Genomic DNA, 13,110 nt, shown 5'->3' on the forward strand with positions numbered 1-13,110 from the left:
GAAGCGTTACTTCACCACGGTGAGTGTGACGGTCCGCGAGGAGTCCGGCGCGAACGTCGCGCTCCCGTTGTACGTCGCGTACACCTTGTAGGTTCCCTTCTTCAGCGTGGGAAGGGTGACGGAGACGTACCCCTTCTTTGCCGAGGTCAGGGCGATCGTCGCGGTCTTGGAACCGTAGTGCACGGTGACGGTTCCGGTGGGACGCGACAGCGTCGGGGCAACGACCACACGCACAACCTCATGCTGCGTAGTCTTCACCTTCGGCTTCGTCAGCGCGATGCTGACGTTGGTGAGGGCCTTGACCGTAACCTTGGCGCTCGACGAGACCGTCGTGCCTGCGCTGTTGGTGAATACCGCGTGGTAGAGGTATCCGGACAGCTTGCTGTTGGCAGTCATGGTGAACGTCGTGCTGGTCGCCTTCGAGAGGTTCAGCCACGTCTTGCCACCGTTGGCACTGACCTGCCACTGGACGGTCGGCTTGGGCGTGCCCTTGGCGGCCGCGCTGAGCGTCACCTTCGAACCGGCGTTGACCACGGTTGCGGCCTTCGGCTGCGTGGTGATCACCGGGGCTGTCGCCGTGGGCGTACCCGCGGCAACGGCAACGGTGTTCGCCGCGCTGACATTGCCGGCCACGTCCGTTGCCCGGTAGGACACCAGACGCGGTGTTCCGGGAATCGTGACCGGGTCCGTGTACGTGGCCCAGGTGAAGCCGTCGACCGAGTACTCGATCGACGCGACACCGGAACCGGCGTCGGTCGCGGCGAGCGACAGCTTGCCATTGGCGGCCGACACCACCGTGGCGACGGGAGCCATGCTGTCGATCTTCACCTTCAGGGACGCGATGGCCGAGAAGGCACCATCGTCGTTCACGGCGAGCGCACGAACCTTGTGTTCCCCATCGGTGGAGATGGTGACGGGAGCCGTGTAGTTCGTGAGCACCCCGGTGTCGACGTCGATGTACGACTGGGCGTCGCCATCGTTCGACGTCACCGTGATCGTGACAGGAGCCTTGTACCAGCCGCTGGCCGGAACCGGAGCCGAGGCGGAAATGGTTACCGTCGGTCCGTTGCCGGTCTGGTTGCGAATGACCTTGCCCTTGGTGACATCCAGGTAGCTCGTCAGGTTGGTGAACTGCCCGGTGTACGGGCGAACCGTAATGCCCGAGACGCCCTGGTTGGTGGCGAGCTGTCCGAATCCGGCGGTCTGCGTCGCGACGTTCATGATGTTCATCGCGCTGCGCTGCAGGTCACCGAGACGCAGGTTGTAGCCGGTTGCCGAGTAGTCGCCGCGAACGTTCACGGTGTACGACACGACCGGCGACCCGGGGTCCGAGGTCTGGTGCACGACATCCGTCACCGTGATCGCCGGCTTCTGGGTGGCGTTCAGTGCGGTTCCTGCGAGCAGGGACTGCACGTCCGCAAAGGCATCCGCCACCGTGGCATACGGGGCGTTCGGCGTGAACGTCTCGTTGTTGATGGTGTCGCGGATTGTCGCACCCGACTTCGGCGCGGCAGTGACGGTACTCGCGGTGACCGGCGTGCTGATGGTCTCCGCGCCGGTTGCCGACGGGATGAGGCCGTTGAAGCTCCACGTGTAGCTCGTGCGGTTGTTCGACAGCGTCGTCAGCTTGTTGTAGACGGGCAGACCGGAGGAATCGATTGCCGGTACGACCTTGCGGATCGCGTTGATCACCTCGGCCGTGTTGTTGCCGGGCTCGATCAGGTCGTTACCCGAGTAGTACACGCCGGTGGCGCCGGTGCGGGGGCCTGCGCCCCAGTCCGTCATCACGAGACCCTTGAAGCCCCACTCACCGCGGAGAATATCCGTGTTGAGGTCGTAGGAACCCGAGGTGTAGGTGTCGTTGACCTTGTTGTACGAGGTCATGATCGCCATCGGCTGGGCGCTCTTGACGGCGATCTCGAAGCCCTTCAGGTAGATCTCCCGTTCGGCCCGCTCACTGATCACCGCGTTGGTGGTCGTGCGCAGGGTCTCCTGGTTGTTCGCGAAGAAGTGCTTGATCGTGACGCCTTCGCCGGGAACGCTCTGCACGCCGGCGGTGGTGGCCGCTGCCGTGAGTCCCGCGATGAGCGGGTCTTCCGAGTAGTACTCGAAGTTGCGTCCGTTGAGCGGGTCGCGGTGGATGTTCATGCCCGGAGCGAGCCAGAGGGAAACGCCGTACTCCGCCATTTCCTTACCGACGGCCGTTGCCACCTGCTTGACGAGGGACGGGTCCCACGTCTGCGCGAGCAGTGTGCCGATCGGCCACGCGGTGCCGAACTGGTACGTGGCGGGGGTGGTTGCGATCTTCTGCGTGATGCGCAGACCGGCCGGACCGTCCGAGAGCGTCATTCCCGGCAGGCCGAGCGACTCGTACTTCGCGGTGGTGTATCCGGCGGCGCCGACTGCGGTGAGCGTCGTACCGGCAGCGGATGCGCCTTCGACGATGTTCGCCAGCTGCGTGACATTCAGACCCGCAACAAACTGCTGCAGCGTCGTCGTGCCCTTCGCCACGTCGAACAGGGTCTTCGTCGGATCGGTGGTGACCGTCTTCAGGGTCTCACCGGTCTTCGCCGCGTACGGCGCTCCGGTGTTCTCCCAGTTGTCGGCACCCGTCGCCGGCACGTAGGCCGTCGTCGAACCGATCTTGTCCTTGTCCAGCGCGTAGTACGGCGACGTCGAGTCGACGGACACGTTCTGTTCGAACTCCGATGCGTTGTTCGCCGGGGTGTAGCCCGCGGTGTTCAGCGTCACGACCGGTGCAGCGGCGATCTCCGCACTTTCGGTGTCGTAGGCGTAGAAATCGGCCGGGTCACTGGTCAGCTCGGTGTCGACGGTGGTGTCGTTCTCCTCGTTGGCCAGCTGTTCGGTGATCGTGGTCGCCGCCAGGTGCAGCACCGACTCCACGTGCGTGTTGCGCGAGGATTCCCCGATCCGGATGCGGTAGTCGCCCGCCTCCAGCGTGTACGCCGCCTTGGACTGGTCGTACGACGCCATGTCCGCGGTGTTGTACCGGATGGTCACCGTCTGTGACGCCCCGGGAGCGAGTTCGTCGGTCTTCGCATAACCCGCGAGCTCCTGGTACGGCTTGTCCAGGCCGGTCTGCGGTGCAGAGAAGTACGCCTCAACGACGTCCTTGCCGCTGTAGGTGGTGCCGACGTTTGTCACCTTCACCTTGGCGGTGACCGACGTCATGTCCGCTGTGACGCTCTGGGTGTCGAGCTTGAAGTCGGTGTAGGAGAGACCGTATCCGAACGGGTAGTCGACAACACTGGCCGGGTCAGCCGGGTTGAGCTTCTTGTAGAGCGAGTCGAAGTAGCGGTAGCCGACATAAATGCCCTCGCTGTACTGCTCCTCCAGAGCGGATCCGTCGTTTGTGGCGAAGGAGGCCGATGCCGGGTAGTAGTTGTACGACGATGCCCACGTGTCCGTGAGCTTTCCCGACGGCGTGACAGAACCATTGAGGACGTCGGTGACGGCGTTGCCGGACTCCTGACCCGCCTGGCTCATGAGCAGCATCGAGTCGAGCGCCTGCCCGCCGGCCGGGTCGGTGACGGCACCGTTAATCTGGTCAAAGAACGCGGTGTCGACAACACCGCCGACGTTGAGAACAACGACGACCTTCTTGTAGGTCTGGCCAAGGGTTTGCAGGTCACCCTTCTCGATGTCGGTCAGGAGGTAGTCGCCCTTTCCGGAACTGCGGTCCGCGCCCTCACCGGAGTTACGGGCGATCACGAAGACTGCCGTGTCCGTGGGCTGCGTGGGCTGGGCTGTCGTGCTGGTGAGTGCCTGCTCCACCGACGCGTAGTCGACGGTCGGCCCGAATCCGCTGCCACCCGTTGTCGGCGGGTACTTCGTGTCGTACGCGGCCTTCATGGCGTCGTAATACGCGGGACTCGTGGTGATGGAATATCCAGCGTTCGTCAGGCCCTGGCGCACGTTGATCGCGTACCTGTTGTTGACGGCGCCGGACCCGGTTCCGCCCTTGACGGTCTGGTAGGAACCAACGCCGAAAACGGCAACGTTGCCGGTCTTGGCCAGCGGAAGCACGCTCCCGTGGTTCTCGAGCAGCACCATCCCCTGCGTCGCCGCGGTGCGCGACAGTTGTCCGTTCTCGAGCTCGAGAGCTCCGGGGTTGGGATTGGTGGTTGCGGCCTGGGCGGCAGCGACTCCGGATACCGCGAGGGCCACGGAGACCCCCAGGGCTACCGCGGAGCGGAACACGACATGTTTGCCGCGTTGCGGATTTTCATGCATTGAGTTGTCCTCTCTGACAACGATCAACGCACACGGGCGATCACGAAAACGTCCCACTCTGGACGTCACTGTCGCGAGTATGCGTGCCTCTGCAGGCCTCTTCACCGTATTTGCACATCTATTGGACTGTCAACGGCCATACACACCCAAATGGGGGGCACTTTCGGCCTTTTTTAGGTGCAAAAAACGGAGACGGGATGTGCCGCAATCAGGCAAACACCTATAGTTTTCCCATGAAGGCCCCATTCGACCGCGTATCCTTGCGGGATCGCACGCGCGATGATCTCTACGAGCTCATCGCCGAGGGCAACGAACTCACCCGCCCCGAGCTGGTGGTGCTCACCGGGATGTCCCGCACCACCGTCAACCAGGCCGTCGGTCGTCTCGTCGCCGAGGGCCGCGTCGCGGAATCCGAGCAGAAGCACAAGGGCCCAGGGTCCGGAAGCGGACGTCCGGCGACGAGCCTCATCGCGGTGGCCAACGGTGACCCCGTCGTCGGCATCGACTTCGGGCACAACCACATTCAGGTCGCCGTGGCCGACGCGCTGGGGCGCCCCCTCGGTGAGAGGTATGTGGAGGTCGACGTGGACCTTCTCGCGTCCGAAGCGATGGACCTCGCGGCGGACCTCGCCATCACCCTGATCGCCGAGCATTCGCTTGGCCGCCCCGCCTCCGTCGTCGCGGGAATCCCTGGCCCGCTCGACCGCGGCTCGGGACTTGTGCAGTCCTCGACGATTCTCTCCAGCTGGGTGGGCCTGGCACCGGCCGTCGAGCTTGAGCGCCGCCTCGGCGTTCCGGTACAGATCGAGAACGATGCGATTCTGGGGGCTGTGGGTGAGCTGCGGGCAGGAGCCGGCCGGGACATCCCGAACTTCCTCTACGTCAAGGCATCGCACGGCATCGGCGCCGCGATCATCATCGGCGGTCACCCCTATCGCGGCACGTCGGGCATCGCGGGCGAGATCGGTCACACCCACCTGTCGGGCCACACCGAGGCCTGCCGGTGCGGGAATCGTGGATGCCTCGAGGCCGTCGTTTCCATTCAGGCGGTGCGTGACCAGGTCCTGCACACCCACCCGAACGCCCACCCCGGTGATGTCGATTTGGCGAGCGAACCGGACGAGGTGACGGCACGCATTCTCATCGAGGCGGGCCGCATCGTCGGACGCGTGCTCTCCAGCATGTGCGACCTGCTGAACCCGGAGGCCGTGATCATCGGCGGCGAGCTGGGGGCGACGGGCCCTCAGTTCCTCGGCGGCATCGCCGCGTCGATCGAGCGCTACTCGCAGCCGGCGACGGCGCGGGCGCTGCAGATCCTGCCGGCGAGCCTGGGCATCCGGGCCGAGCTCGTGGGTGCGCTGCAGCTCGCGGCGGGACTCGCCCGACGCTGACAGGGGTGCAGCCAGCTCGCGGCGGGGCTCGCCCGGCGCCGAGGGGGCAGCCAGCTCGCGGCGGTCTCGCACACTGATGAGCCGGGTCTAGCCGCCCGTCTTGATCGGCGCGATCGCCTTGGCTACGAGTGTCTTGATGTTCGCGAAGTCCGGCGTGATCATGTTGACCGTCGGCGGCGACAGCTCGAGCTTGGTGAGCTTCTGGTTCTTGGCCTTCGTGCCGAGGTCGACGAACTTGCCAAGCATGACCTGCGGGATGTCGGTCTTGACGACCTTGGATCCCGCCTTGGCCACTGCCTCGAACTTGGTGAGCACGTTGGTCGGGTCGAACTGCGTGAGGATCGCGCTCTGCACGTCGCGCTGGCGGCGCATGCGGTCGTAGTCGCTCGTGCCGTGCCGGGCGCGGGCGTACCAGAGGGCGGTGTAGCCATCCATCTTCTGGGTGCCCTTTTCGATCCAGCCGTCTACGTTGATGGGCTGTCCGTTGGAGTCCTCGCCACCGTTGATGGGCAGGCGTTCCGTCGACGTGATGGTGATGCCACCCAGGGCATCGATCAGGTCGGAGAAGCCCTTCATGTCAATCAGCACGTAGTACTGCAACGTGATGCCAAGCACGCCCTCCGCGGCATCCCGCATCGCTTCGATTCCCGGCTGGGAGTCGCTGCTTGCGCTGGTGGCGTTGGGATATAGATCCGGATGCTCCTGCCCATAGGTATACAGGTAGCTGATCAGGCAATTGTTGCCGCAGTTGTAGCCGTTGGGGTACGGACCGTACAGGGGCGATCCGTCGACAAACGGAGCCTTCTGCATGTTGCGCGGGATGCCGATGATCGTGGTGGCACCGGTGTTGGCATCAATGCTGATGACCGAGATGCTGTCGGGACGCAGTCCCATGCGGTCGGGGCCGGCGTCGCCGCCCAGCAGCAGGATGTTGTAGCGCCCGTCGATCGGGTCGGCGTAGGTGCCGCCCGAGAAGACCTTGTCGATGGCGGTGCGGGTGACACCGGCGTAGTACGCGCCGGAGGCGACGACGCCCGAGGTGACGACCATGAGCACCACCGCGAACAGGGCGATACCGGTGCGGGCGGCGGGCTTGGCCCGGCCGAGGCGCGCGAGGCGCAGTGTGTCGAGGGTGAGGCAGATCCACAGCACTGCGTAGAGCACGAGCAGCACCTGCACCACGATGAGGGCGATCGAGTTGGTGAGCACTCCCAGCACGGCGACCCGGGCGAGGATCGCGGCGACCACGAGCGCGATGATGAGGAACCAGAGCAGGAAGGTGGTGCGCAGCCCGAACCGGCCGAGCTTGCGGTTGCCCGCGAGCACCTGGGCGGAGCCGGGCGCGAGGACGTTGAGTCCCACGAGCCACCAGGCCCGCTTGGTCATCAGGCGCGGGGAACTGACGTCCGGGTTACGGACGGCGTTCGGGGCGCCGCTGCGTGTAGCGCTCACAGGCTCGACTTGAGAGCCGCGTTCTTCTCGGCGACGAGGGCCTCCAGCGAGCTGGCGAAGTCCGCGAGTTTGGCGGCAAGCGTGGCATCCGTCACCGAAAGAATGCGGACGGCAAGGATCCCGGCGTTACGTGCGCCACCGATGGACACGGTCGCGACCGGCACGCCCGCGGGCATCTGCACGATGGACAGGAGGGAGTCGAGGCCGTCGAGCCGGGACAGCGGCACGGGCACGCCGATGACGGGCAGGGTGGTGACGGAGGCGAGCATGCCGGGCAGGTGGGCGGCGCCGCCCGCTCCCGCGATGATGACGCCGATGCCGCGGGAGGCTGCGGCCCGACCGAACGCGATCATCTTGTCGGGGGTGCGGTGGGCCGAGAGCACCTCGACCTCCACCTCGATCCCGAACTCGGCGAGCGCGGAGGCCGCGTCACTCATGACGGGCCAATCGGAGTCGGAGCCCATGACAACGGCAACGCGGGGGATGGACATGCACCCCATCGTAGGCGAGCACCATGGAGGTTCCTGACGGACGGGGCTGCGTGTCTGCGGTCCGGCGGCAGAGGAGGGTGGCCCGGAGGCAGGCTGCCTACTCGAAGAAGGCCGCCGACGCCCGCGCCTGGTACACGACCTCGTCGAGGTCGTCGCCGATCGCGGTGACGTGTCCGACCTTGCGGCCCGGGCGGGGTGTCTTGTTGTAGCTGTGCACCTTCACGGTGGGCTGGTCGGCGAACGCCGCGGGGTAGCGGTCCACCATCGTGAGCCCCGAGTTCTCATCGGCCGCCCCGGGACCGCCGAGGATGTTGACCATCACTGACCATTCACGGTGGCACCCCGTCGCCCCGAGGGGCAGGTCCAGCACTGCACGCAGGTGCTGCTCGAACTGGCTTGTACGCGACCCGTCGATGCTCCAGTGCCCGGTGTTGTGCGGCCTCATCGCCAGCTCATTGATCAGCAGACGGTCATCCGTTGTCTCAAAGAGTTCGACGGCGAGCACGCCGGTGACACCGAGTTCGCGGGCGACGGTCACGGCGATGTCGGCGGCGACGTCGGCGATGCGACCAGCGGCACCCGGCGCCGGAGCAATGACCTCGGCGCAGACGCCATCACGCTGCACGGATTCGACCACGGGCCAGACACCGATCTCACCGGAGGGCGTGCGCGCGATGAGCTGGGCGAGCTCGCGACGGAATTCGACGAGCTCCTCCACCAGCAGCGGCCCTCCCGCGGCAAACCAGTCCGCGGCCTCGGCGGCGGAGCGCACGACGCGCACACCCTTGCCGTCGTATCCGCCGGTGGGGGTCTTCAGCACGGCCGCTCCCCCGTGCGCCTCGAGGAAGACCGCGAGCTCGTCGGAGTTCTCGACGCGCGCCCAGTCCGGCACCGGGAGGCCGAGGGCCGCGAGGCGCTCGCGCATGACGATCTTGTCCTGGGCGACCGCAAGGGCTGTGGGAGACGGATGAACCGCGATGCCGTTTTCCAGGAGCACTGCCAGCACGGACTGCGGTACGTGTTCGTGATCGAAGGTCACCACGTCGACGCCACGGGCGAACGCGAGCACGGTCTCCGCGTCGGTGTAGTCGCCCACCTGGGTCGCGGCCAGCGCGGCGGGGCTTCCCTCGGTTTCGGCCAGCACGCGGATCTCGATGCCGAGAGCCACAGCGGCAGGAATCATCATTCGGGCGAGCTGTCCGCCGCCGATCACGCCAACGATCGAGGGCATCGGTTCTCCGTAACGTTGCGCGGCATTCTCAAAGGAAGCCACTGAGCAGGGCGGTTAGACTGCCAACCGCCACATCCCTATCTTTCCCTATCGTCCAGGTGGATGCATGCGTTCTCTCATACCTCAGCTCATCCGCTTCGGCGCAGTTGGGGCCGTCGGCTTCATCGTCGACACAGCGGTATTCAACCTGCTGCGGGCCACCGTGTTCTCTCCGGAGAACCTGCACTCCGGCGTCATCTGGGCAAAGATCATCTCGACGTGCGTCGCCATCCTCGTTAACTGGATCGGTAACCGCTACTGGACCTTCGGCCAGGAACGCAGCACGAAGGCCGTGCGCGAGGGCGTCGAATTCGCCGCCGTCAGCCTCGTCGGGCTCGGCATCAGCCTCGCGATCCTGTGGTTCACCCACTACGCGCTCGGGTTCACCTCGGTGGTCGCCGACAACATCTCCAACATCGTGGGGCTCGGCGTCAGCACTGTCTTCCGCTTCGCGCTCTACCGCAGTTGGGTCTTCAGCCCGCGACGCACCGCGGCAGCTGCCGCCCGCGCTGCGGAGCGCCGCGACGAGCTCGCCCTGCAGCACGGAGCCACGCAGTTCACCGGGGAGATCCCCACCGCCTGACAACCCGGAGGGAGAAACTGGCGACTGGCGGGAGCTATAACCCCCGCCGCGTGCCACGATCTCCCGCCAAACCCTGCGTTGACTCCCGCCACCCGGAAAACGCGGTCGCGGGAATGGCGGCGGTCTAGCGAACGCCCCAGGCCGTCGTCTCGTCGGACGCGTGCGCCTCGGTCTGCTGCCGTTGGACGGACACGCTGTTCTGGCTGGTCTCCATCAGGTCGTGCAGCACGGCCAGCACAAGGTCGGCGCTCGAGACATCCCGCAACACGATCGGGTGGTCGAGACCCGCGTTGATCTGCACGTCACCGCTGCGGAACATGCTCTGCAGCGCCGTCTTGCGCACCGTTACGTCGTAGCCGCGGCTGTGCAGCAACTCCTGGCGCACCCGAACGAAAAAACCGCTGCGCAGGATGACCCGCCGCGTCGTAATCGTGTAGTTGCGGCCAAGCCATCCGAGCAACGGCAGCAGCCACAGCAACAGCACGGCGAGCGCCGCAGCGCCCAGCACGGCGAGGTTCTGCCACTGCTCGTCAAACCAGCCGTAGAAGTAGCCGGTCGCACCGGCCACGGCGATCAGCGCCAGACTGGGCCAGAACATGGCCCTGCCGTGCGGGCGCACACGCACCACGACGGCTTCTGGGGTCTGGGCTGGCTCTGACATGCCTTATTCATACCGCAGATGGGTCACGTCACCAGCGGCGACAGACGTAACGGGACCATCCTGTGATTCCCTCACTTCGAGGCGTCCGGTGGAGTCGAGGCCCGTCGCGGTTCCGACAAGGAAGTCTCCCCCGGGCAGTTCCACGCGCACCGGCTGGCCGAGTGTCGTGCACTCGTCGGAGATGGCGGTGCGGATGCCACTGGCGTCGGCGTCCCCGTCGAAGGTGACGAAGCGCGTGGTGAGGGTGCGCAGCTCGGTGAGGTAGTAGGCGAGGGCGTCGTCGCCCATCGTGCTGGATGCGCCCCGCGCTCCCGCGAGCAACAGCGACGTCGCGGTCGGGACCGGCAGCTCGTCCGCGGTCATCGTGAGGTTGAGGCCAGACCCGATGATCACGGAATCGCCGGAGGGCAGCAGCTCGGCGAGCAGGCCAGACACCTTGAACCCGTCGATCTGCACGTCGTTCGGCCACTTGAGACCCACGACCGGGGCGTCCGGGATCGCTTCGCCGTCCACCGGGAGGGCAACGTCAATCTCGCTGGCCTCGGCGAGCACGCGACGCACGGCGCGGGTCATCGCGAGGCCGGCGATCAGGGGCAGCCAGCCGAAGTGCTCGAGCGGGAGCGGGGAACCGTCCGCCAGACGCGGTCGCAGCAGCACCGAGGCGGCGAGGGTCTTGCCGGGTGGGGCAACCCAGACGCGTCCGAGCCGACCGCGCCCGGCGGTCTGACTGGTGGTGACCACCACGGAGAAGTGAGGCTCGTCGGTGTCGCGGGCGCCCGAGGCATCCGCTTCTCTCGCAGATCCGGCCAGAAAGTCGTTGGTCGACCCGATCTCATCGAGCGCGACGAACTTTGCGGACTCAGACCTGCTTTTTTGCCAGAACACCGCTCCAGCGTAGAACGCCCCGCGCCGCACGCACGCCAGTACGCACCGGAAGCCAGACAACTCCCGCCAACCTGCCAGACGCGCTTCTGTCGTATTTGCCGAGGGCGCGCTTGCGTTCCCACGCCCGCCGGAATTCCCCACCGCGCCCGAGCAGCCAGGGCTCGTGCCGGGGCAGCCGGCCCGCGGCCCGCGCCTCGAGCAACTCGTCGAGCACGCGCAGCCAGTCGCTGTCGGCGGGATCGTGGAAGTAGTTGTCGTCGAGCCACACGTCACTGACGGTACGGAAGCGGGCGTTCACCAGGTCGTCGGATCCGGCGAGCAGGTTGCTGCCGACGAACACCTCGTTGATGAGTTCGGGCCCGACCCCGAAGTCGTCGACCGCGATCACCGGCACCCCCGCCGCGAGCGCTTCGATCGCCGCCGTCGAGCTCACGGTCACGAAGCCGACGGCCTGGTCGAGGTACCCGCCCATGGGACCGGAGGCCACCACCAGGTTGTCGGGTGTCGTGCCGAGAGAGGCGAGCAGGTCGGGGTAGCTGTCGTGCTCTTCGTGCGTCTGTACCTCCCCGGCGACGGCACGCACCTTGATAACGACACGCAGTTCGGGATGCCTCGTGGCAAGCTCACTCAGCCATCCGAGCAACCGCACCCGGTCCACCCGGTCCGCCGGGACGATCGATTGCGCGGCGAAGATGACATCCCTGCGCCCGCTCACCTCGCGCGGCACGGAGCGCTGCAGGAAGGGCAGCTCGGCCAGCGCGAAGGTCTGCGCGGCCTCGAGTTCGACGGCGAGCTGCCGGAACTCGCGCACCTCACGCTTGCTGTGCAGCAGGAACAGGTCGGCCTGCGTGCGATACCGGATCGCCGGCCGAGTCGCCGGCACCGAGATACCGGGAAGGCCACTGACGATCACGGGTCGCTTCGCAGTCACGTCGTAAATGTCGCGGGCAACCACCGACGCCACCGGTCCCCGCAGCGAGAGCAGCACCACATCGGGCTGCTGCTCCCGCACGAGGTCGACGATCGCCGGCAGCTCCAGTCGCAGGGCGTCGGACGCCGCGAAACCGCTTCCGGCCAGCGCCGTCTGCAACTGGGCGTCGCTGGGCGCGATCGGCGTCGCGACCAGCACGAGCGACTTGAGCCACTCCCTCGGCAATGCAGCCAACACCGCGGCTCCCCATTTCACATAGGAGTCGGAGTCGACGACCGCGATTACCCTCACGCGGTGACGCGGCGGAGCTTCGCCAGCGGAGCGAGCTCGCCCGGGAAGACGCGCTTGACGCCGTCACCCATGGCCTGCTCCAGGATGCGGATGTCCTGCACCAGCTCGGTCAGCCCCTGCGGTTCGAGGGATGCCTCGTGGTCCGAGCCCCACGAGGCGCGATCCAGGGTGATGTGACGCTCAACGGCAACCGCACCCAACGCGACGGCGGCCAGCGAGATCTGCAGGCCACGCTCGTGTCCCGAGTACCCGATGGGGATGCCCACGTAGCGCTCCTGCAGCGTCGTGATCATGCGCAGGTTCGCCTCCTCGGGCGGCAGCGGGTAGGTGGAGGTCGCGTGCAGGATGATCAGCTTGTCGGGGTTGAGGATGTCGACAGCGGCATCGATCTGCTCGAGCGTCGACATACCCGTCGACAGGATGACCGGCTTTCCCGTTGCCGCGAGTAGGCGCAGCAGGCCGGAGTCGGTGACCGACGCGGAGGCGACCTTGTGGGCAACGACGTTGAGCTCCTCGAGGAACTCGGCAGCCGGCTCGTCCCACGGCGAGGCGAACCAGTCGAGACCGCGGAGCGTGGCGTAGTCACCGATCTCGATGTACTGCTCGCGGTTGAACTCGACGCGGTAGCGGTAGTCCAGGTAGGTCATTTCGCCCCACGGTGTGGACCGCGGCACTGCCTTCATGTGCTCGGGCGTCGAGATGTCGGGGGTGCGCTTCTGGAACTTGACGGCCTGAGCACCCGCGTCGGCGGCGACATCGATGAGCTGCTTGGCGAGGTCAACGGATCCGTTGTGGTTCAGCCCGATCTCCGCGATCACATAGACGGGGTTGGTGGTGCCGATATCGTTCACGCCGATCGTTACGGTCATGGGGTGTTCGCTTCCTGATCAGGTGGTGAATG

Annotated in this window: 10 protein-coding genes; 2 read left to right on the top strand and 8 right to left on the bottom strand. The window is 66.4% G+C overall.

What is annotated here, in order from left to right; all coding sequences use genetic code 11:
• Positions 1–6: 6 nt before the first annotated feature.
• Positions 7–4,254, bottom strand: a complete 4,248-nt coding sequence (locus tag HB677_RS03980) for a glycoside hydrolase family 3 C-terminal domain-containing protein (RefSeq protein ID WP_213814376.1) — start codon at positions 4,252–4,254, stop codon at positions 7–9.
• 233 nt (positions 4,255–4,487) lie between these two features.
• Here HB677_RS03980 and HB677_RS03985 point away from each other — a divergent pair, with 233 nt between their 5' ends.
• Complete coding sequence (locus tag HB677_RS03985) at positions 4,488–5,645, top strand: ROK family transcriptional regulator (protein WP_213814377.1); 1,158 nt, start codon at positions 4,488–4,490, stop codon at positions 5,643–5,645.
• Between the two features lie 87 nt (positions 5,646–5,732).
• Here HB677_RS03985 and HB677_RS03990 read toward each other — a convergent pair whose 3' ends face one another.
• The 3 genes from HB677_RS03990 to HB677_RS04000 all read right to left on the bottom strand — a co-directional run bounded on the left by HB677_RS03990 (position 5,733) and on the right by HB677_RS04000 (position 8,819).
• Entirely contained in the window at positions 5,733–7,097 is a 1,365-nt protein-coding gene (locus tag HB677_RS03990; RefSeq protein ID WP_307852469.1) for an LCP family protein, read from the bottom strand.
• The gene (gene purE / locus HB677_RS03995; protein ID WP_213814378.1) at positions 7,094–7,597 is read right to left on the bottom strand and encodes a 5-(carboxyamino)imidazole ribonucleotide mutase; all 504 of its coding nucleotides are present in this window, start codon (positions 7,595–7,597) and stop codon (positions 7,094–7,096) included. Before purE ends, HB677_RS03990 begins: the two co-directional genes overlap by 4 nt.
• 88 nt (positions 7,598–7,685) lie before the next feature.
• On the bottom strand, positions 7,686–8,819 hold the full coding sequence (locus HB677_RS04000; protein WP_213814379.1) for a 5-(carboxyamino)imidazole ribonucleotide synthase: 1,134 nt from the start codon (positions 8,817–8,819) through the stop codon (positions 7,686–7,688).
• A gap of 106 nt (positions 8,820–8,925) precedes the next feature.
• Here HB677_RS04000 and HB677_RS04005 point away from each other — a divergent pair, with 106 nt between their 5' ends.
• A complete protein-coding gene (locus tag HB677_RS04005) occupies positions 8,926–9,441 on the top strand; it encodes a GtrA family protein (protein ID WP_213814380.1) in 516 nt (171 codons plus the stop codon).
• A gap of 124 nt (positions 9,442–9,565) precedes the next feature.
• On the opposite strand, the gene HB677_RS04010 is transcribed toward HB677_RS04005, so the two are convergent.
• Genes HB677_RS04010 through HB677_RS04025 form a run of 4 tightly spaced genes read right to left on the bottom strand, consistent with a single transcriptional unit; the run spans position 9,566 to position 13,078 of the window.
• Complete coding sequence (locus tag HB677_RS04010) at positions 9,566–10,102, bottom strand: PH domain-containing protein (protein ID WP_218624469.1); 537 nt, start codon at positions 10,100–10,102, stop codon at positions 9,566–9,568.
• A gap of 3 nt (positions 10,103–10,105) precedes the next feature.
• Positions 10,106–10,987, bottom strand: coding sequence for a biotin--[acetyl-CoA-carboxylase] ligase (locus HB677_RS04015; protein WP_213814381.1), 882 nt, complete (start codon positions 10,985–10,987; stop codon positions 10,106–10,108).
• Complete coding sequence (locus HB677_RS04020; protein WP_213814382.1) at positions 10,962–12,209, bottom strand: DUF6716 putative glycosyltransferase; 1,248 nt, start codon at positions 12,207–12,209, stop codon at positions 10,962–10,964. Before HB677_RS04020 ends, HB677_RS04015 begins: the two co-directional genes overlap by 26 nt.
• A complete protein-coding gene (locus tag HB677_RS04025) occupies positions 12,206–13,078 on the bottom strand; it encodes an N-acetylneuraminate synthase family protein (protein ID WP_213814383.1) in 873 nt (290 codons plus the stop codon). The genes HB677_RS04020 and HB677_RS04025 overlap by 4 nt, the downstream gene beginning before the upstream one ends.
• Between the last annotated feature and the right edge of the window lie 32 nt (positions 13,079–13,110).

This window comes from Glaciihabitans sp. dw_435 (assembly GCF_018449675.1).
GTDB lineage: Bacteria > Actinomycetota > Actinomycetes > Actinomycetales > Microbacteriaceae > Glaciihabitans.

Bases quoted from the DNA above. Each gene is read 5' to 3' on its own strand.
- HB677_RS03980 (WP_213814376.1), bottom strand. From the start codon at position 4,254: ATGCATGAAAATCCGCAACGCGGCAAACATGTCGTGTTCCGCTCCGCG.
- HB677_RS03985 (WP_213814377.1), top strand. From the start codon at position 4,488: ATGAAGGCCCCATTCGACCGCGTATCCTTGCGGGATCGCACGCGCGAT.
- purE (WP_213814378.1), bottom strand. From the start codon at position 7,597: ATGGGGTGCATGTCCATCCCCCGCGTTGCCGTTGTCATGGGCTCCGAC.
- HB677_RS04000 (WP_213814379.1), bottom strand. From the start codon at position 8,819: ATGCCCTCGATCGTTGGCGTGATCGGCGGCGGACAGCTCGCCCGAATG.
- HB677_RS04005 (WP_213814380.1), top strand. From the start codon at position 8,926: ATGCGTTCTCTCATACCTCAGCTCATCCGCTTCGGCGCAGTTGGGGCC.
- HB677_RS04010 (WP_218624469.1), bottom strand. From the start codon at position 10,102: ATGTCAGAGCCAGCCCAGACCCCAGAAGCCGTCGTGGTGCGTGTGCGC.
- HB677_RS04025 (WP_213814383.1), bottom strand. From the start codon at position 13,078: ATGACCGTAACGATCGGCGTGAACGATATCGGCACCACCAACCCCGTC.